20 protein-coding genes are annotated in these 19,850 nt (G+C 38.1%); 13 read left to right on the top strand and 7 right to left on the bottom strand.

Features of this window, described 5'->3' with window-relative positions; translation table 11 throughout:
• Nucleotides 1–46 precede the first annotated feature (46 nt).
• Both D9O48_RS04790 and D9O48_RS04785 read left to right on the top strand, forming a co-directional pair.
• The gene (locus tag D9O48_RS04790; RefSeq protein WP_126971180.1) at nt 47–883 is read left to right on the top strand and encodes a DUF6089 family protein; all 837 of its coding nucleotides are present in this window, start codon (nt 47–49) and stop codon (nt 881–883) included.
• A gap of 80 nt (nt 884–963) precedes the next feature.
• Nucleotides 964–2,901: a menaquinone biosynthesis decarboxylase gene (locus tag D9O48_RS04785; RefSeq protein ID WP_126971178.1), complete on the top strand. Its 1,938-nt coding sequence runs from the start codon at nt 964–966 to the stop codon at nt 2,899–2,901.
• A gap of 40 nt (nt 2,902–2,941) precedes the next feature.
• Here the strand turns inward: D9O48_RS04785 and D9O48_RS04780 are convergent, their stop codons facing one another.
• Both D9O48_RS04780 and D9O48_RS04775 read right to left on the bottom strand, forming a co-directional pair.
• Nucleotides 2,942–4,786: a transglutaminase-like domain-containing protein gene (locus D9O48_RS04780; protein ID WP_126971176.1), complete on the bottom strand. Its 1,845-nt coding sequence runs from the start codon at nt 4,784–4,786 to the stop codon at nt 2,942–2,944.
• A complete protein-coding gene (locus tag D9O48_RS04775) occupies nt 4,783–6,714 on the bottom strand; it encodes a DUF3857 domain-containing protein (RefSeq protein ID WP_126971174.1) in 1,932 nt (643 codons plus the stop codon). Before D9O48_RS04775 ends, D9O48_RS04780 begins: the two co-directional genes overlap by 4 nt.
• Before the next feature lie 193 nt (nt 6,715–6,907).
• Between D9O48_RS04775 and D9O48_RS04770 the strand changes: the two genes are divergently transcribed.
• Nucleotides 6,908–7,780, top strand: a complete 873-nt coding sequence (locus D9O48_RS04770) for a TraB/GumN family protein (RefSeq protein ID WP_126971172.1) — start codon at nt 6,908–6,910, stop codon at nt 7,778–7,780.
• A gap of 84 nt (nt 7,781–7,864) precedes the next feature.
• Here the strand turns inward: D9O48_RS04770 and D9O48_RS04765 are convergent, their stop codons facing one another.
• Nucleotides 7,865–8,281 carry a nucleoside-diphosphate kinase gene (locus D9O48_RS04765; RefSeq protein WP_126971170.1) on the bottom strand — a complete coding sequence of 139 codons (417 nt, stop codon included), beginning with the start codon at nt 8,279–8,281 and terminating at the stop codon, nt 7,865–7,867.
• A gap of 131 nt (nt 8,282–8,412) precedes the next feature.
• On the opposite strand from D9O48_RS04765, the gene D9O48_RS04760 reads away from it, so the two are divergent.
• Together D9O48_RS04760 and D9O48_RS04755 are read left to right on the top strand one after the other, a co-directional pair.
• Complete coding sequence (locus tag D9O48_RS04760; RefSeq protein ID WP_126971168.1) at nt 8,413–9,420, top strand: DHH family phosphoesterase; 1,008 nt, start codon at nt 8,413–8,415, stop codon at nt 9,418–9,420.
• A 9-nt stretch (nt 9,421–9,429) separates the two neighbouring features.
• Nucleotides 9,430–10,353: an FKBP-type peptidyl-prolyl cis-trans isomerase gene (locus tag D9O48_RS04755; RefSeq protein WP_126971166.1), complete on the top strand. Its 924-nt coding sequence runs from the start codon at nt 9,430–9,432 to the stop codon at nt 10,351–10,353.
• Nucleotides 10,354–10,428: 75 nt separating this feature from the next.
• Here the strand turns inward: D9O48_RS04755 and folP are convergent, their stop codons facing one another.
• Nucleotides 10,429–11,268 carry a dihydropteroate synthase gene (gene folP, locus D9O48_RS04750; protein ID WP_126971164.1) on the bottom strand — a complete coding sequence of 280 codons (840 nt, stop codon included), beginning with the start codon at nt 11,266–11,268 and terminating at the stop codon, nt 10,429–10,431.
• Nucleotides 11,269–11,368: 100 nt separating this feature from the next.
• Here folP and D9O48_RS04745 point away from each other — a divergent pair, with 100 nt between their 5' ends.
• Nucleotides 11,369–11,920, top strand: coding sequence for a DUF1599 domain-containing protein (locus D9O48_RS04745; RefSeq protein WP_126971162.1), 552 nt, complete (start codon nt 11,369–11,371; stop codon nt 11,918–11,920).
• 11 nt (nt 11,921–11,931) lie between these two features.
• Nucleotides 11,932–13,050 carry a BT_3928 family protein gene (locus tag D9O48_RS04740; RefSeq protein WP_126971160.1) on the top strand — a complete coding sequence of 373 codons (1,119 nt, stop codon included), beginning with the start codon at nt 11,932–11,934 and terminating at the stop codon, nt 13,048–13,050.
• Nucleotides 13,051–13,563: 513 nt separating this feature from the next.
• On the opposite strand, the gene D9O48_RS04735 is transcribed toward D9O48_RS04740, so the two are convergent.
• Together D9O48_RS04735 and recF are read right to left on the bottom strand one after the other, a co-directional pair.
• Nucleotides 13,564–13,845 carry a DUF721 domain-containing protein gene (locus D9O48_RS04735; protein ID WP_126971158.1) on the bottom strand — a complete coding sequence of 94 codons (282 nt, stop codon included), beginning with the start codon at nt 13,843–13,845 and terminating at the stop codon, nt 13,564–13,566.
• 29 nt (nt 13,846–13,874) lie between these two features.
• Complete coding sequence (recF, locus tag D9O48_RS04730) at nt 13,875–14,960, bottom strand: DNA replication/repair protein RecF (RefSeq protein WP_126971156.1); 1,086 nt, start codon at nt 14,958–14,960, stop codon at nt 13,875–13,877.
• A gap of 196 nt (nt 14,961–15,156) precedes the next feature.
• Here recF and pdhA point away from each other — a divergent pair, with 196 nt between their 5' ends.
• The 6 genes from pdhA to D9O48_RS04700 are packed head-to-tail and all read left to right on the top strand — an operon-like array spanning nt 15,157 to nt 19,208.
• Nucleotides 15,157–16,152 carry a pyruvate dehydrogenase (acetyl-transferring) E1 component subunit alpha gene (pdhA, locus tag D9O48_RS04725; protein ID WP_126971154.1) on the top strand — a complete coding sequence of 332 codons (996 nt, stop codon included), beginning with the start codon at nt 15,157–15,159 and terminating at the stop codon, nt 16,150–16,152.
• 32 nt (nt 16,153–16,184) lie between these two features.
• Nucleotides 16,185–16,868, top strand: a complete 684-nt coding sequence (locus D9O48_RS04720) for a tetratricopeptide repeat protein (RefSeq protein WP_126971152.1) — start codon at nt 16,185–16,187, stop codon at nt 16,866–16,868.
• Between the two features lie 6 nt (nt 16,869–16,874).
• Nucleotides 16,875–17,366 carry a 6,7-dimethyl-8-ribityllumazine synthase gene (ribH, locus tag D9O48_RS04715; protein WP_126971150.1) on the top strand — a complete coding sequence of 164 codons (492 nt, stop codon included), beginning with the start codon at nt 16,875–16,877 and terminating at the stop codon, nt 17,364–17,366.
• 9 nt (nt 17,367–17,375) lie between these two features.
• On the top strand, nt 17,376–18,095 hold the full coding sequence (locus D9O48_RS04710) for a (Fe-S)-binding protein (protein ID WP_126971148.1): 720 nt from the start codon (nt 17,376–17,378) through the stop codon (nt 18,093–18,095).
• Nucleotides 18,096–18,116: 21 nt separating this feature from the next.
• Nucleotides 18,117–18,521, top strand: a complete 405-nt coding sequence (locus D9O48_RS04705) for an EVE domain-containing protein (RefSeq protein WP_126971146.1) — start codon at nt 18,117–18,119, stop codon at nt 18,519–18,521.
• A gap of 6 nt (nt 18,522–18,527) precedes the next feature.
• Entirely contained in the window at nt 18,528–19,208 is a 681-nt protein-coding gene (locus tag D9O48_RS04700) for an SIR2 family NAD-dependent protein deacylase (RefSeq protein WP_126971143.1), read from the top strand.
• A 6-nt stretch (nt 19,209–19,214) separates the two neighbouring features.
• Here the strand turns inward: D9O48_RS04700 and D9O48_RS04695 are convergent, their stop codons facing one another.
• Entirely contained in the window at nt 19,215–19,805 is a 591-nt protein-coding gene (locus tag D9O48_RS04695; protein WP_126971141.1) for an HD domain-containing protein, read from the bottom strand.
• Between the last annotated feature and the right edge of the window lie 45 nt (nt 19,806–19,850).

Below are 19,850 nucleotides of genomic sequence, written 5' to 3'. Positions count from 1 at the left end.
TGTTGACAAACTACCATAGAATTAATACATTTACGTCTTTAATTGTATGAACAAGATATTATTCGCCGTTCTCGTTATCTCCAATTTAGTTGCCTTACCAGGCTTAGCACAAGATCGTTGGCAGCTTACTGCTTTCGGAGGAGTGATGAACTACAATGGAGAACTTAATAGTGCTTTCAGAGTAAAAAACTCCAAACCGAGTTTCGGTTTGGGCGTGCAATATAAATTAACAGATTTCTGGGCTGTGCAGGCAAATCTGACTTATGGTAAATTAAATGCGCACGACTCTAATAACGTAGCTAATACAGCACATCGTAATCTACATTTTTCTAATAATATTTTTGAAGTGAATACAGTTGCTGTATTACACTTTAGAGACTTATATTATAAGATGTGGACTCCTTACGTTTTTGTTGGCGTTGCTTATTTCCACCATGAACCTTATACTTATTATGCGGGCCAGAAAGTGAAACTACGCCCGCTGAGTACTGAAGGACAGGGATTGGCTAATTACCCTGACAGAAAACCTTATTCACCCCATCAGATTGCTATTCCTTTCGGAGGCGGTGTAAAATTCAGATTATCTGATAAAGTACATCTGGCATACGAAGTGAATCTAAGAAAACTATTTACAGACTATATCGATGATGTAAGTACACGTTATGTGAATCCTGCAGATTTATTGGCAGAAAGAAACCAGTTAGCCGTTGATCTGAGCTACCGTGGCGGCGAAATTCCGGGCGGTAACCCGGCTTACCCCGCGCTGAATACGATCAGAGGTAGTGAAAAGACTAAAGACTGGTACTATAATCACGGAATTAAACTATTTATCGGTTTAGGCGACGGCGGTCGTAATAATTACTTGCGTTGCCCGAAATTTTAACGCGATTTTACTCTTACTATTTATTACTGCTCTCTTTTTACCATGCTTATTGCGTAAATTTGTGTTTTATAATATAGCGCATGGCATATAAGAATCAACAAGCTTTTATTGAAGCATTAGAAAATGCGGGCGAATTAATCCGTATTAAAACTTATGTAGACCCTAAGTTGGAAATTGCTGAAATCACCGACAGGTTTAGCAAAGAACCAGGTGGTGGAAAAGCTCTTTTGTTTGAGAACACAGGTTATGACTTCCCTGTTCTGATGAACGCTTACGGAAGCGAAAAAAGAATGTGTCTGGCTTTAGGAGTTCAACAACTTGACGATATTACCCACGAAATAGAAGGTTTATTTAAGTTATTAACAGCTCCGAAAGAAGGAATGCTGGATAAACTTAAACTACTTCCCAAATTGAGCACTTTTGCATCCTGGATGCCTAAAGTTAAATCAGGCCGGGGTGAATGCCAGGAAGTGGTAATGACCAACCCTGATATTACTAAATTACCGGTTATTACCTGTTGGCCGAAAGATGGAGGCCCGTTTGTTACTTTACCGGTTATTCATACGAAGGATCCGAACACCGGACATAGGAATGTAGGTATGTACAGAATGCAGGTATTCGGTGAAAAACTCACCGGAATGCACTGGCACCGACATAAAGTAAGTGCAAAACATTTTCAGGAATACAAAAAGCTGGGTCAGAAAATGCCGGTTGCTGTGGCATTGGGAGGTGATCCTGCTTATGCTTATTCAGCTACTGCACCTTTGCCCGAAAATGTAGATGAATACATGTTAGCGGGTTTTCTGAGAAAAAAGAAAGTAGAACTGGTAAAATGTATCACCCAGCCTTCAGTTGAAGTTCCTGCAGATGCAGATTTCATTATCGAAGGCTACGTTGACCCCAATGATGAGTTAATATGGGAAGGTCCTTTCGGTGATCATACCGGTTATTATTCATTACCTGACTGGTATCCTAAATTTCATATCACAGCCATCACTCATAAAAAAAATGCAGTTTATCCGGCCACTATAGTAGGTATTCCGCCACAGGAAGATGCCTGGCTGGGAAAAGCTACAGAGCGGATTTTTCTGGCACCTATCAAAATGACAATGGTACCCGAAATGATCGATATGGATATGCCTGTGGAGGGTGTATTTCACAATCTCGTGATTGCTAAAATTGACAAAGAATTTCCCGGGCAAGGCCAAAAAGTAATGAATGCGATGTGGGGTGCCGGCCAGATGATGTTTAATAAAATTCTGGCAATTCAATCAAAACATCCAGACGCAACAAAAGATGTGGCTATTACCGACTATCTGCACTTAGCGCGCCAGATGTTTGAACAAATGAACCCTGCAACGGATGTTTACTTCTCTCAGGGCCCGATGGATGTTTTAGACCATAGCTGCTCTAAAATGGGCTTCGGTGGAAAAATGTGTATCGATGGTACCATCAAACTTCCTGAAGAAATAGACGATCGTTATGAGTGGAGCAAAACGTTTGATAAAACTACTGTTGTTGCGCGCCTGGTAGAACAGTTTCCTGCGATACAGGCTGTTAATGCAAGTTTGACTGATCAGGGAATAGGTTGCCTGGTCATAGCGGTAAAGAAAAATAAAACCGGCCATATTCGTGAACTGCATGAACAAATTGCTGCTTCAGGATCAGTAGATGCTATCAAAATGATCCTTTACGTGGAGCATACGGTAAATCCACATCACTTACAGGTTGCCTTGTGGCGTTTCTGTAATAACCTGGATCCCAAACGCGATTATTATTTGTACGATACACAGAAAGGCACTAAAAAATGGTCTTGTTTAGGTTTGGATGGCACTATTAAAACACTCGGGTTTGACGGTTTTGAAAGAGATTGGCCGAATATTATTGTTGCAAATGATGAAACCATCAAAGCTGTTGATGCAAAATGGAATGATTTAAATGCAGGTCCTTTTATTGCATCGCCTTCGCTGGCATTTAAAGATCAGATCTATGGCGAAGAAGCCGTAGTTAAACTATAAACAAATAAAAAAGGTATGACCGCAAGTCATACCTTTTTTATTATTGCTTTTGAAGAATCATTTGTCCGCTTCTTGAAACTAAAACTTCTGTATTGGTGCGCTGAAAGTCGCTGAAGTCTTTTGCAGGAATCACTTTCTCCTTCATACTGTACTGTGTATAAATATGTAAAATATTGTTCTCTTCGTCATACACACGCTTTGAATTAAAAGAGATATACTTCGAATCAATTGACACATCAGCAGGTTTCGACAACAATTTATAATTCATTGGCAGCTTGTAGGTAATCGTATCACTTTCGATAAAAGGGAATTGAATAACAAGATCTTTTTTTCGGGATTCATTCGACTTGATGTCTTCTGCGAAAAAATGGTATGGATAAAGATCTAAAAATATCTTATCCGGTGTTTTTGTTTTAGAAAGGTTGTCAATTTGCATTTGTACTTCGGCCAGCTGACTTTTTTCTTTTTTAATTACATTGAGTGTACGGGGTTGTGTCCAGTGAAGTTCGTTGATCAATAAGTTGGTTGCCTGGGTTTTGGTACCATGAAGGCGGGGGCGAATCAATTGACTCACATCACCGGTAGCTGAAATATGATGTACAATATCAGCACCTGCCTGCTCATTCAAAGTAATAATAGTGTTTACATTCAACAAAGAACTTTGAGCAATACTTTTAGGTGTATGAATCAGTTTTCCTCCTTTTTCCATAATTGGAAACCCTGTTCTGTTTTCTGTGAAATATCCCAGATTGCCGAATTCAGCTGTTTTTGAGGTGCATTCCAGCCAAACCGTATCACCTTTATTCGGCACGGTTAAAATAATATGGTTACTATAATCAAAAACAAAATCTTCTGTCATTACAAACGGAATATCTCCACCTGCATAAATAACTACCGGATAACTTTCAATATTCAATGCTTTTAAAGCACTGTGCATGTAGTTTGTTAAAGCTTTACAGTCGCCATACTTATTTTTTAAAGTACTGATAGCTGAATAAGGCTTAAATCCACCGATTCCTAACTGAATACTTATATAACGAAAATTATTCTGAAGGTATTCATATACGATTTTTGCTTTTTCACGGTCACCGGAAGCATTTTTAGTAATATCCTGTAAAAATGTTACATGCTCAGCGGGTAGGGCAGTTTCAGTTTTCCATAGTTCCCAAAAGAAATTTGACAGGCTTTCAAAACTTTCGTTTGAGCCTGCTTTGCCATAATAAACAAATCGGGGAATATTCAGAAAAAGTATAGGAACATCAAATTGTTGTCCTACTTCATAGTTTTCCAGTCTTAAATTAGCAGCTTCAAACGTATATAGTTTTTTACCGTTCGAAAGGTTATCGATTTTTTGCGTAAACCGGGCATTTTTTGCCAGATACGATAACGGCAAACTGGCAGGAGTTTCAACATATACCTTCGCTTTTTCGCACAGCTCTTCATCAGAGTTGATTACCGAGAAAATCGGAAGGTTTACAAAACTGCTGTACTTTACTTTGTAAGAAACTTCTACTTCAACCGGATAGCTAAGTGCTGAGTAGCCTGCTACGTAATAGTATGAACTGGAAGCCATGTCTGAATCTACTATCTGTTTAACCATGTCTTTAGCAGACATTTTTTTCTCTGTTTTACCATTCTTTTTGTAAACAATAGAGGCTGATTCCAGTTTAATGCCTTCATTCTGAAATATTGCAACGCCCAGGTTTTTTTTTCCGGAAGGATTCAGTACGGTCATCGTATATTTAACCTCATAAGTAAACTTCTTCTCATCTGCCAGAGAAATACTGGTTTCATAGTTATGATAAACTGTATGCGGTGGTTTTTTATCGCTAAAAGAAGATAATATACACCAGAATACTATAAAAAATAAAAGTTGCTTTATCATGCCTTTTGTTTGAATACAATTTGTTCGTTTAGTTTCTCAAATAACATTTTCCAGAATTCATAAAAATCTTCATATTCTGATAACTCATACATATGTTTCAGAATAGAAATGTCAAGCTGGATGTTTAATCGGTTATTTTCATGAAATACTCTTCGGGTATAACTGATTGACTTATCATGCATCAATAATTTAATATTCTGTGGTACATTTTCTATTTCCCATTTTGGATCTACTTCTATTACAAAGTTGACTCTTGTTTGTACCGGAGCAGAAAAATAAACAGCTGTTTTTCTTAGCTCAGCGGTGAAAGGGTTTTTGGTAAACCCACTAAAATAGTTCGTAGGAACCATCAGAAACTGGTCTTGTAATAAGGTTGGCTGTTTAAAGTTGAAATAGGTTCGGGCCAGTGAAGCGTTGGTTGAATCACTCTCAAAACGTATATCTTTTATTTCCATTGAACCTGTTTGTTCAAATGTTTTATAATAATTAGATGAATCTTTTACATAGAGGCTGTGTGCGTTAATTTTGCCGTAATCTGCATGGAAATAAATTGCTCTTCCGTCAATGATTCCATTTTCATCCATCTTAGCTACAACATTAATGTTGTTTAGATTTTTCTGATTGTTTGATTCGATAGATACAATCTGATAGGTAGCATTTTTTGAAGCAGCACTTATAATTTCCAGGCCGGCGGTGTTTAATACATCCCGCGGTGGTAAATCAAAAGGAACAAAACCGAATACAGGATTATTATAGTAGGTTTTACCATCAATTTCTACTTTAATCATAAGTGTAGAAAAGTTTGAAATAGACGGCCAGGCAAGATCCAGTGTTGGTTCGTCGTTCGTTGTAGCTAATACAAGGGTCGGTTTAAGCCCTGCTTTCTGAAGAAGTCTGTAGTATAATGCAGCAATTTCAACCTGTTTTCCTTTCTTCTTTGAAAGAATGTTTGACAGTGTCGTTTCAAAATACAAATCACCATCTTCGGTCATAATATAATTATCTCTCACATACTCGTACAAAAACTTTGCTTTTGAATAAGAGTCTTTAAGGTCTGTCATTTTTGAGAATACACGTTGAACTTCATGATCGTTGTTGATATTTGCTTTCAGCTTTCTTCCGAAATTATCATCATCCAGATAATTTCCCAGAACCTGCGCCAGTTTGGGCGTTAAATCCGGTCCATGGTTGTAGGATCTTGGTACTAACATAGATCGCTGTACGTAGATATAAAAATTATCTCCGTAAGGTTCTTCTTTTAAACCAAAAATAGAATCTACTTCAACATAATATTCTTCTCGCCCGCCTTTACTGCTATTAATTCTTTTAAAGTTTTTATGGATGTGGTTAGCCAGGTCAACCTGAAACGCCTGCTCGAAAGAAGAACGCATTACTGATTTCAGAATGGGAATGTTTTCCTGGTAATAGTGATTTCTGAAGTAAGGAGTATTTACGGTGTATTCATAGTGAACAATGCTGCCTACCTGGATATTAGGTGCGGCTACTTTCATGGTAGCACGGTAGTTGTTTTCTTTGGAAGTGAAAATATTTTCTTTGGCAATTACCTGTTCGGTCACTTTACCGTTTTCATCTATGTTATAAACAATCGCTTTATCAATTTTTACTGTTTCGGTAAGTTTGAATGGATTAAAACGAACGCTTAAATTGGCTTCTTCAAACCCTTTCTCGTTTAATACTTTTACAATACGCGTATGTTTCGTTCTGATGGAGAAGTTAGAAGAAGTAAGAATTAAATCATATGCACTTTCTTTATACAATACGATCGCTTCTGCATCGGGGTCAAATCCGCATTCATCAATACTCCATCCCTGATTTACAAAATCTTTTAAATCATATTGAGGGGCTCTTTGAGAGAATGATTGAAAGTGGGTTAAAATAATCAATACTACGATTAGGTAAGGCTTCATTTTTTGAACTTTGGGGGCAAGATAGCAAAAAATGTTACAATCAAATAGTACTTAGGGCAGGTCTTGATTTTTATCATACCATTTTTTCTGATCTGTTAATTAATTGTAATATAATTGTAACTTAAACAACTAAGTAATATATTTAGACAGGATAAAAAAATTATAAAGAAAAAGAATATATAAATATTTCATAATGAAGTTTGTTGTAAAAATTTTAGCTTTCCTCTTACTACAAGTATCGGCCATCGAAATAAATGCCCAGAAAAGAAAGTCAGGTAATCACTCTCTTTTGTATAAAGTAGAATCAAAGGGTTCAACACCGTTTTATCTGTTTGGAACGATTCATTTGATCTGTGCTGATCAGTTTAAAGTTTCCGAATCATTAGAGCTGGTATTGGAGCAGGCCGAAACATTGTATCTTGAATTAGACATGAATGCGGTGAACCCGCTGGCTGTTTTTTCAAAAGCTGTTTCTTCTACAGCGTTAGATGAATTTTTACCGGCTCCGACCGTTGATTCTTTAAAAAAGTTCATTGCAACACAAAGTAGTTTGAATTTACCCTGGATGGTGGTTAAAAAGTTGCAACCTGTTTTTATTCAGCAATTGTTTATGCAAAACTTACTGGATTGTAAAACCGAGGCGATCGATCTTTATCTGAATAAACGTTTTGTGGATATGAAAAAGCCGGTAAAAGGGCTGGAGACTTTCGAGTTTCAATTGGATATGATGATGGGAATAGAATATAAAGATCAGGTGGAAGGGTTACTTCAGTACATGCGACAACCAGATCAAACGAAAGAACAGTTTGGTAAACTGGTAGAAACTTATTTGAGAGGCAATGCTGAAGAACTGTATGCTTTGATCAATGAAGACAAGTCTTTTGTTGACATGGAGGATAAGTTTTTGTCTGAACGTAATGAAAACTGGGTAAAGATTATGAAAGAGAATAAAGGAAAGCAAAAGTATCTGTATGCTTTCGGTGCTGGTCACCTGGGTGGAAAAAAAGGGGTGATAGCTTTATTGAAGAAGGAGGGTTTTAAAGTAACGCCGATAGAACAAAAATAAGATTACTGAATATCTGATGATGTTTTAATCAGAGCGTTGCAGTAAGAATAATAAAAAAACCGCCGTCAGGCGGTTTTGATATTTTTAGAATTGCTCTAAACCACTGAAGAAGAAATTACCCTCAATAGCAGCGTTTTCGTCGCTATCAGATCCGTGAATTGCATTTTCACCCAGTGAAGTAGCAAATTGTTTGCGGATAGTACCTTCAGCAGCCTGAGCAGGATTCGTTGCACCGATTAAAGTTCTGAATTCAGCTACGGCGTTTTCTTTTTCAAGAATTGCGGCGATAATGATACCGCTACTCATGAAATCTACTAATTCGCCGTAAAAAGGGCGCTCTTTATGCACAGCATAAAACTCACCAGCTTTTTCTTTGCTTAATTTAGTTTGTTTTAAGGCAACTATTCTGAAGCCTTCTTTAATGATCCTGTCTAAAATAGCTCCTGCGTGGCCATTTTTCATAGCGTCAGGCTTGATCATTGTAAAAGTGCGATTGCTCATAACTTGTCTCAATTTTGCGCAAATATAATCGATTCAGTTACTTTTTCGAAAAAATGCTGCGCTGAATGGGGATAAATCTGCTAAACTAAACTTGGAGAAACCCTGATAATTACGCAAATTTGCGTTCTTTTATGAAAGCAATTAAAGAAATATATCCGATTTTAGAGCAGCCACAGAACATTGTCATTACCTTTCATCAGAAACCGGATGCCGATGCAATGGGGTCAGGATTAGCACTTTACCACTTTTTGGTAAAAGGCGGGCATAAAGTGGATGTAATTTCTCCTACTAACTGGAGTGATTGGTTGAACTGGATGCCGGGCGTGGACAAGGTGATTGATTTTGAACTCAATAAAAATTTGTCTCAACAGCTCATTGCGCAGGCTAATTGCCTTTTTTGCTTAGATTTTAACATTATTTCGCGTACGAAAAACTTTGCTCCGGTACTCGAAGATATCAGTGCTACTAAGGTATTGATCGACCATCACCAGCAACCTGACGTAGATTATTTTGAATACGGTGAAAGTAATACGGCTAAGAGCTCTACCTGCGAAATGGTCTATGACTTTATCATCGAATCAGGTAAAGGTGAATGGATAGATCAAACCATCGCAGGATGTTTGTATGCGGGTGTAATGACAGATACAGGGTCGTTCAGATTTCCTGGAGCAACGGCCAGTACGCACCGGATGATTGCCGATCTGAAAGAAAAAGGAATTGAGCATACCCGTATTCATGAAAACATTTATGACAACTTCCTTGAAAACAGGGTGCGCTTTTTAGGTTACGTGCTTTTGAAAAGAATGGAAGTGTTTTATGAATATAATACTGCCATTATTTGGATTTCCAAACGTGACTTGTTTAAATTTGAAATCAAAACCGGCGATACCGACGGTTTGGTGAATTATCCTTTAACAATCAAAGGGATTAAATTTGCGGCTTTGGTCATCGACAGGGATGAGGAGCGTAAATGGAGTTTCAGAAGTAAAGGAGATTTTGACGTTAATACATTTGCCCGAAAATATTTCAATGGGGGAGGTCACTTCAATGCAGCAGGAGGTAGATCTAATGATTCTCTCGAAGAAACCATTGAACACTTTAAAAAAGTTTTAAAAGAAAACGCTGCTCAATTATTATAAAATTTATTCATGAAAAAGTTATCTGCAATCTTAAGTACTGTTGCTTTAGCTGCAATGGTCAGCTGTAGCGGTGACGGTAATTTAAAAACCACTGCGTCCGGTTTACGTTACAAAATTTTTGATGGTGGTACAGCTGAAAAAGCACAGTACGGAGATATCATCAAATTCAGATACGAGCAAAGAATCAAATTTGCTAAAACCGGTAAGGATTCTATTTTAAACAGTAATGCTGAATCAATGCCTGCTTATGCAAAAGTTGATTCTGTAGGTGCAGTTTATGACCCATCTGAAGTTTTCAACCTTTTAGGTTTAAATGACTCTGCAGTAACTTATATTTCTGTAGACAGCCTTGCTAAAAAAGGAGCTAATTTACCTCCGTTCATTACTAAAGAAGATGAACTGTTAGTTACTTTTAAAGTGGTACAGATTTTCAAAGATGACAGTACTGCCCGCGCTGATCAGATGATTGAAGTGGAAAAAGAACAGGCTCGTCTGGTACAGGAAAACCAAAAACTGGAAGATAAAGCTGCCAGTTTAATCGGCCCTAAAACAGAAGAAATTGAAAAATATCTGGCTGACAATAAAATCAATACTGTAAAAGCTCCTAAAGGAACTTTTGTATTGGTTTCAAATGCAGGAACAGGTGCTCAGGTAGAAGATGGAAAAACACTGGTGATTAAATATACCGGTAAATTATTTCCTTCAGGAGAGCAGTTTGAAAGTAATGCCGGACCTGATGGCCGTCCTTTTGAATTTGTAATCGGTCAGGGCCGTGTAATTCAAGGATGGGAAGAAGGTTTGAAATTCTTTAAAAAAGGTGGAAAAGGAACTTTATTTATTCCTTTCAACTTAGCTTATGGTGCTCAACCGGGCCCTGGCGGTACACCACACGAAAACCTGATTTTCGATATCGAAATAGTTGATGTAAAATAATCAGTAATAAATAAAAAGCCGTCCGGAACATGATTCCGGACGGCTTTTTATTTGCAATAAGTGAAACAGCTGCTGTTATTGATTCGTTGAGGCGGATACAAGCTTTTCTCTTATTTTTATCACTTCCATCGCTTCTTTTACATCGTGTACTCTGAGTATATGGGCTCCTTTTTGTAACGCATATGTATGCAGGATTGTGGTACCGTTCAAAGCTTCTGAAGCTTCTACATTCAATAATTTCTGCACCATTGATTTGCGTGAAACTCCTACCAGCAGTGGCCGATTCAATAAATGGAATGTTTCCAGCTCTGCCATTATTTTATAATTATGCGCCAGGGTTTTACCAAATCCAAACCCCAGGTCAATAATAATATCTTTGATTCCATTCTCCTCACATTGTCTGATTTTTTCAATAAAATACGTTAACATTTCTGACAGAAGATTATCATAATGCGGTGCAACCTGCATCGTATCCAGATTCCCTTTCAAGTGCGTGAGGATGTACGGAACTTGCATCCTGCCCGCCACCTGGAGAATAAGGGGGTCGATAGAAGCACCTGTTACATCATTAATTAGGTCTGCACCGGCTTCTACTGCCTGTTCAGCCACTATTCCATAGAAAGTATCAACAGATATAACGATATCAGGATAGGTGTTTCTGATCAGCCGTATAGCTGCGGATACTCTCTGGGCTTCCTCTTCAGCACTGATTCGTGCAGAACCGGGGCGTGTACTTTGCCCGCCTATGTCGAGCATCGTAGCGCCTGCTTCAACGTGTTTTTGAGCTACGGGAAGAATGTCTTCACCCAGATGACGATTACCGGCATAGAAGCTATCCGGTGTACAATTAATAATACCCATGAGTTGCGGGCGATTAAAATTCATTAATCTTCCCTTACAGTTGATACTATACATCTCAAATCATTACTTTGTGCTAAGTTAATCATTTAGAAAATGATAAGAATAGTGTAATTTTTTGTGCGTTTGGCGTAAATTAGCTCGAATTTGATTGATTATGAATAATACATTGACGCAATACGATCAGGTAGTGGCTGAGTGTGAAGCATTGTTTCTAAAGAAAACGAAAGATTATGGCACAGCCTGGCGTGTATTAAGGCCGATTTCTATCGTTGATCAGCTGTTTATCAAGGCTAATCGTATCCGTACGATTCAGGAAACCGGCGTAAATAAAGTCAATGAAAGCATTACCGGTGAGTTTGTAGCAATGGTCAACTACGGTTATATCGGATTGATGCAGTTAGGTTTTACCAATGACGATCCGGAAGAAGTTGCTTATGACCTGGTGGCTCCGTTATACTCCCAAAAAGTAAACTGGGTAAGAGAAATAATGTTGAAGAAAAACCATGACTATGGAGAGGCATGGCGTGATATGTCGCAGGAAAGTTTTGTAGACCTGATACTGATGAAATTAAAACGTATCAAACAAATTTTGCAAAATGACGGTAAAACAATTGTAAGCGAGGGTATAGATGCAAACTACACTGATATTATCAACTATTCGATATTTGCACTCATCTTAATTCAGGAAGGACAACATCCTGCTTAAATAAAACTGTTATGAAGTTAGTACTAACCATTATTCGCTATTTTGTAGGTATTTTATTCATTTTTTCCGGTTTGGTGAAAGCGAATGACCCTCTCGGACTCAGCTATAAAATGCAGGAGTTTTTTGAGGTGTGGGGATTGCACGGTTTAAGTGACTATACACTGGTCTTTTCAATACTGATGATCGCTTTTGAAATTATTGCCGGAGTAGCGGTAATTATCGGTTGGAAAATGCGATTGTTCAGCTGGTTATTATTACTGCTGATGATTTTCTTTACCTTCTTAACAGCCTATGCAGTTTTTTCGGGAAAGATAAAAGAGTGTGGTTGTTTTGGAGATTGTATTCCGCTCAGTGCATTGCAATCATTCTGGAAGGATGTTATTTTGCTGATACTGATCATTGTACTGTTTATTAACCGTCATAAGATAGAATCACGCATCAGTACCCGTTGGGCATTAATCAGTCTGGGTTTAACGATTGCTTTTAGTTTTAAGCTGATGGGGCATGTAATGACCCACCTTCCGATTGTAGACTGTTTACCTTACAAAAAAGGAAATAACCTGGTAGAGCAAATGAGTATTCCGCCGGGAGCAATTCCTGACAGTACGGTGATTACATTCGTATATAATATGAATGGCCAGAAACTGGAGTTTACAGCTGACAACTTTCCTGATGATTTTGATGAAGATGTTTATCAGTTTGTAGATCGTTATGATAAGGTGGTGCGTAAAGGAAACGCCACTCCGAAAATCAGAGATTTTATTTTAGCGGATTATAGCGGTACGGACCTGACTTATGAGTTATTAGAGAAAGACCGGTATCAGGTATATGTATTCCTGAAAGATGAGCTAAAGCCTGGTAAATGGCAGGATGAGCTGAAAGCATTCAATACTTATCTCGATGGTCAGCAGATTGAAAAATATCTGGTTTCTAATCTGAGTGAAACGGAAGCGCAAAAAGTTGCTGCACAATATTTCCCTGGCTATCAGTTATTGCGTTCGGATGCAACCGCCATTAAAACAGCGGCAAGAGTGAATCCGTCTATATTATTGGTGAAAAAAGGAACGGTGTTAGACAAGCAAAGTATCAATGATATTGAAACAATGACAGAAAATATTAAGAAATATTAGATAACCTCTTTGAAATTCATCTGACGTATAAATAGCGTTGTAGTGATCTGTGAAGCGATAAAATAGTTAGATGAGTGTGGGGCGATCGTATAATAAATTTTTGAATACTATGTGGAGTCTTAATACTCCACATAGTATTATACGTATTTTTTCAGCAAATAGATTTAGAAATGATAATTTTCTCTTTCTTCCGTTGAAGTTTTTCTTACTCTTTACTTCAAACAAGGTAGTATGCTGTTTAACTGATGTTAAGCAGATCGCTGTAATAGTTCAAGGAAAGGCCTGATTACTATTATCAGCCTTGTCAGCATCCTCTTCATTCACCTACCCCTATACTAATAATATACGATTTTTTCTTCGTAAAAATGCATTTTATTGAATGCTATATATAGCTGGTTTATTAAGAACAGCTTAAACTATAAAAATTATAAAAGGTTGCTTCGGAAGACTTATAATCTAAGAAGTGAAGTTAACAACGTTAATGCAGAAGTATTGCAAAAGCCCTTAAGTTTGCTACTTTATAACAACATCTTTAATAGTACCGGCTCCCAGTTTTTCATTGACACGGAGAATAATATTTTCTTTCTGATACATTAACTCCTGACGCAGGGGCGCTACATTGGTGTGGATATAAAGCGTATGCTGGTAAATACTGATTTTCTCTGTATACCTGGCAATCGTTTTACCCATTAAAGTTTCCCAAACATCTTCAATCTGTAGTGCCTGAACACTGAATTTTAATCTGCTTCGGTTCAGGAACTGCTGGATAGCGTCTCCTAATGAAATTTCAGCCATGCTGCAAGATACATTCTTTCGGGTGATAATTAATCAAGTTTTATGATCTGAACAGTCTGATTTAACTGGTTGAAGTGTGTTTTTATTCTTTCAACATGTGTGTCTGTAATAAAAATATTCGACTCCTGCTGTTTACAAACCCATTGCAGCAGGTGATGCATCCGGTGTTCATCCAGTTTTTCAAAAACATCATCCATTAACAGGATGGGAGAGAAGCCTTTGTTTTCTCTTAATATTTCGAATTCGGCCAGTTTGAGCGCAAACAAAAGACTTTTTCTTTGTCCCTGAGACGCGATCTGTTTAAACGGCTGATCAAACATTGAAAATTGAAGATCGTCTTTATGTATACCACCATTGGTGCGTTGCAAATGAATATCTTTTTGCCGGTTATTTTGAAGAATCTCACCCATCGGCCGGGTATGAAGGCTACTTTGATATTGCAGGGTAACCGGTTCGTCTACCTGGGCAATTTCCTGATAAAATCCACCTACTTTGGGTAAGAGATCGGCTAAAAAAGTATTTCTTACTTTGAAAATAGCATCTCCCAATGGAATTAGTTGATTATCATATACATCGATCAAATCATGAGGAACGGGCTGGTGGGGTGTCAATGATTTCAGTAAACTATTTCTTTGTTGAATTATCTTGTTGTAATCCAGTAGATTTTGTAAATATACCGGATTGATCTGGGCGATCATGCCATCTAAAAATTTTCGTCTTTCTTCAGAACCTTCGGTAATGAGTGCAATATCATCCGGAGCAATGATTACGCAGGGTAATTTGCCAATATGCAGGGCAAACTTTTCATAAGGTTGCTGATTCCATTGCAATTCTTTTTTTCCGGTTTCACGTAAAATACAGGTTACCTGAGCCGGTTCTGACTGCCAAAGCAGTTTTGCGTCGATTCTGAAGCCTTGCAACCCTTTATATACATTGAGCTGGTCGTTGCGCGTAAAATAACTTTTTGAAAAGCATAAATAGTAGATAGCATCCAGTAAATTGGTTTTTCCGATGCCATTTTTACCGCAAATGCAAACAATTCGCTCATCAAAGTGGAACTGTTGAGCCGGGTAATTTTTAAATTGGAAAATAGATATATCTTGAAAAGCGACCATGTGCGTTTGCAAGATAGCACGTTTTAACGAATGAAAATGTCAAAAACTGCCATTTCAGCACAGAAATCTAAAGGGTTCTGAATCAAAATTCTAAAAAGCTGTACCAAGTGATGAAAAATTGAGCTGAGTATCTTATATTTGCTCCGCTTTTCATGTAAAAAACTGAAAAGATTAGAAAACCTCAAATTTAAATATTGTGGCCACTAAATTCACCAAGGATACTTATTTATACTGGTACGAATTAATGCAATTGATTCGTCAGTTTGAATTGACAGCAGAAGAAAAATACAAAATGGAAGGAAAAATCCGCGGTTTTTTCCATGCTTATGTAGGGCAGGAAGCAATTGCGGCAGGATGTATGACTGCTACTCGTTTAGAAGACCCTTATGTAACTGCTTATCGTGATCACGGTCTGGCACTGGCAAAAGGAATGAGCCCGAATGCTTGTATGGCTGAACTGTACGGAAAAGCAACCGGTTGTGCTAAAGGTAAAGGCGGAAGTATGCACTTTTTCGGTAAAGATGTATATTTCTTCGGAGGCCATGGTATCGTAGGTGCACAAATCGGTACAGGTGCTGGCTTAGCTTTCGCTGAAAAATATAAAGGAACTGATAATGTAGCATTGACTTTCTTCGGAGACGGTGCTTCTCGTCAGGGTATATTGCATGAAACTTTCAACATGGCGATGACCTGGAAACTTCCTGTTATCTTCATTTGCGAAAATAACCATTACGCAATGGGTACCTCTATCGAACGTACGTCAAACGTAATCGATATCTACAAATTAGCAGATGCTTATGAAATGCCTGCTGACTCTGTGGATGGTATGAGTTGTGAAGCTGTTCATGATGCGGTTGCACGTGCAGCGAAAAGAGCAAGAGAAGGAGATGGTCCTACTTTATTAGAGATTAAAACCTATCGTTATAAAGGTCACTCTATTTCTGACCCTCAGAAATACCGTACCAAAGAAGAGGTAGAAAATTATAAGCAAAGAGACCCGATCGAATTAGTACGTAACACCATTTTAACTAACAAATTTGCTTCTGAAGCTGATTTGAAAGCGATCGATCAACGTGTTGCGGATGTGGTGGCTGAGTCTGTGAAATTTGCTGAAGAGTCACCATGGCCAAACGACGATGAAGTGTTGAAAGATATCTTAACAGATGAAAACTATCCGTTCATCGTAGACTAAACAATAACCAATACTAATTAAATAGTCATTTCATGGCAACTGATGTTCAAAACACCACAACATCTATCGATAAGTCACCAGTGTCGCCTTTAGTGCCTGGCGGTAGTTTTTTTAGCCAATACGGTAAAAAAATTGCTATAGGTTTAGGTATCGTTGTAGGCGCTATCGTAGTAGTTTTAGGATATAACCATTTTGTAAAAGGACCTCAACACGAGCAAGCCGCAGATGCTCTTTGGAAATCACAAGAGTATTTTAAAGTTGATTCATTCGCATTAGCTTTAAACGGCGATGGTAAAAAACCAGGTTTATTGAAAGTAATCGATGAATACGGTTCTACTCCAAGTGGTAACCTGGCACAATTTTATGCAGGTGTATCTTATTTACAGTTAGGACAGTTCGAGAATGCTGTAAAGCATTTGAAAGCTTTTTCTACCAGCGAACCTGAGTTGAAATTAAGAGCTGCCGGTTTATTAGGAGATGCTTATTCTGAATTAGGTCAAACCAATGAAGCAATTGCATCTTACAAAGAAGCTGCTAAAGCAAACACTGAAGATGATATCAATAGCTCTGAATACTTATTCCGCGCAGCATTGTTATCAGGTGATGCTGGCAATGCGCAGGATGCAGTAAGTTTATTAAAAACTATTAAAGAAAAATATCCGAATTCTCAAAGAGCTTTCGAAGTAGATAAGTACTTAGGGAAATACGGAGGATAATTTATTATGGCAAGCGTACACAATAGTAAATTATTACATATAGATACAGGCATTCTTACAAAGGATGCCTGTGTCGTTATTGTAAAAACCGAATGGAATGCAGCAATCGTTGATGAGCTCGAAGCCGGCTGTATCAGTGTATTAAAAGAACATAATGCACAATATAAAGTACTGACGGTTCCGGGAGCATTTGAACTTCCTTTTGCTGTTAAAAGATATTGGGAACTGAATAAGTATAAAGATGACCGCCCACTCGCCTTCATTACACTGGGATGTGTGATCAAAGGAGATACCCCTCACTTTGAATATGTATGCCAGGGTGTTACCGATGGGGTAATGAATCTGAATCTCCAGTTACCGGTACCAACTATTTTCGGGGTTTTAACCGTTAATACACAACCTCAGGCAATGGAAAGAATAGGTGGAGAACACGGACATAAAGGGGAAGAAGCAGCCATCACAGCTTTAAAGATGATTGCTTTAGCGAAAACATTCTAAACTTTTCATATGAAAGTACACATTTTCATACCTTGTTTCATAGATCAACTATATCCTCAAACCGCTTTTAATATGATTAAGGTGTTAGAGCGGTTAGGGTGTGAAGTCGTGTATAATGAATCTCAAACCTGCTGCGGACAACCGGCCTTTAATGCCGGATTCAGAGCCGAGTCTAAACAGGTTTGTTCTAAATTCATTGAAGATTTTAAAGACGCCGAATATATCGTTATTCCAAGCGCTTCCTGTACAGGTTTTATTAAAAACTATTATATAGAACTTTTTGATAATTCTTCTTTACATCAAACCATCGTTGAAATGGAAAAGAGAACTTATGAGTTTTCTGATTTTTTGGTGAACGTGTTGGATGTAACTTCTTTCGGCGCTTCATTTCATGCAAAAGTAGCGTATCATGATTCATGTGCAGCATTGAGAGAATGTAAAATTAAAGAAGAACCCAGAAAGTTACTGGAAAATGTAGCCGGCCTTGAACTGATCGAAATGCCTTACAATGAAACCTGCTGCGGATTCGGTGGCACTTTCGCTGTAAAGTATGAACCCATTTCTATCAGTATGGCTGATCAGAAAGTAAATAACGCTTTGTCGGTTGGAGCTAATTGCATTGTGAGCACAGACCTATCCTGCTTAATGCACCTCGACGGTTATATAAAAAATAAAAAACTGCCATTACAAACGATGCATATCGCAGATGTATTGGCTAACGGATGGTAAATTATAAGAAATACGTTTACTATGGCTTATTGGTTAATCAAATCAGAACCTTTTAAATATTCCTGGGAACAGTTTTTAAAGGATAAAAAAACATTCTGGGACGGTGTTCGTAACTACGGAGCAAGAAATAATCTGAAAGCTATGAAAAAAGGAGATCTCGCTTTTTTCTATCATAGCAATGAAGGGGTAGAAATTGTAGGCATCGCCGAAGTGGTGAAAGAACATTATCCTGACCCGGAAGACGACAGATGGGTGTTGGTAGACTTTAAACCGGTGAAAACTTTAAAAAATCCGGTTAAGCTGGCGCAGGTGAAAGCTGATGATCGTTTGCAGGATATGGACCTGGTGCGCCTGGGCCGTTTGTCTGTTCAAACAGTAAAGCCCAAAGAATGGGCAGTTGTATTGGAACTTGCAGGAGAAAAATAACCGCATATGAAACATATTGTTGTACTATCAGGAGCTGGTATCAGTGCCGAATCAGGGTTACAGACTTTCAGAGATGCTGACGGTTTGTGGAACGGTTATGAAATTACCGAAGTGGCTACACCCGGTGCCTGGAAAAGGAACCCTGCACTCGTGCTGGATTTTTACAATATGCGCCGCCAGAATGTATTGGGTGCTGAACCCAATCAGGCTCACCGGTTATTAGCAGACCTCGAACAACAATATAAAGTAACAATTATTACGCAAAATATTGATGACCTGCACGAACGGGCAGGGTCTACGAATATATTACACCTGCATGGTGAAATTTTGAAAATGCGTTCTGAAAAGGATGAGTCACTGGTGTATGATATCCGGGGTGATATCCATCTTGGAAATACAGCAGCAGACGGCGCTCAGCTTCGTCCGCATATCGTTTGGTTTGAAGAAGCTGTACCTATGATAGAACCGGCTATCGGAGTAATGCAAACTGCTGATATTTTTATCATTATTGGTACCTCCCTCGCAGTTTATCCCGCAGCAGGTTTAGGCCAGTATGCTTTTAATGCTACTGAAAAATATATTATCGATAAACGTATTCCTTCCGAAGTCAATTTAAAAGGATATGAGGCAATTGAAGCTACAGCAACTGCCGGTATGGAAATATTACATAAAAAACTAATGAAGTAACCGGTTCTATTTTCTTAATATTCCTTTTTCAACACCTTCGTTGATAAGTTGCTCTGCATATTCCCAGATCGTTTCTGAACCGTCTTTGATAACACTCTTTTTGTTATATACTTTTTGATAGTTAACGCCGGGTTCGTTCCAGGTACCGCCGTTATTAGAAGTGTTTTGTAGCAAAGGTTCCAGCCTGTCCATCGCTTTGGCAAATCTTGCTTCAGCGGTTTCACCGGCTTCAAACTCTTCCCATATTGCAATGAGGGCTGTAGCCTGTTCCGGTGGAAGTAATCCAAAAATTCGATTCGCAGCTAACCGTTCTTCTTCCGTATTGCTATGATTTTTCTGTGTATCATAAATAAAGGTATCTCCAGCGTCAATTTCAACGATATCATGTATCAGTACCATTTTAATGACTTTTAGCAGATCAACCGGTTCGTTCGAATGTTCTGCTAATACAACTGCCATTAATGCCAGGTGCCAGCTATGCTCCGCATCGTTTTCATTACGGTTACTATTCAACAGTTTTGTTTTGCGCAGGATATATTTGAGTTTATCTATCTCTTTGATAAAATCAATTTGTTGTAATAGTTTTTCAGAAATCATGGTAGGTCACATTAATTATTCGTTGTAAATGTAGTGCTTCTTTCA

Source organism: Gynurincola endophyticus, from assembly GCF_003991195.1.
GTDB lineage: Bacteria > Bacteroidota > Bacteroidia > Chitinophagales > Chitinophagaceae > Gynurincola > Gynurincola endophyticus.
Note: the sequence above shows the minus strand (reverse complement) of the source record. Positions and strands in the feature narration are given on the sequence as shown.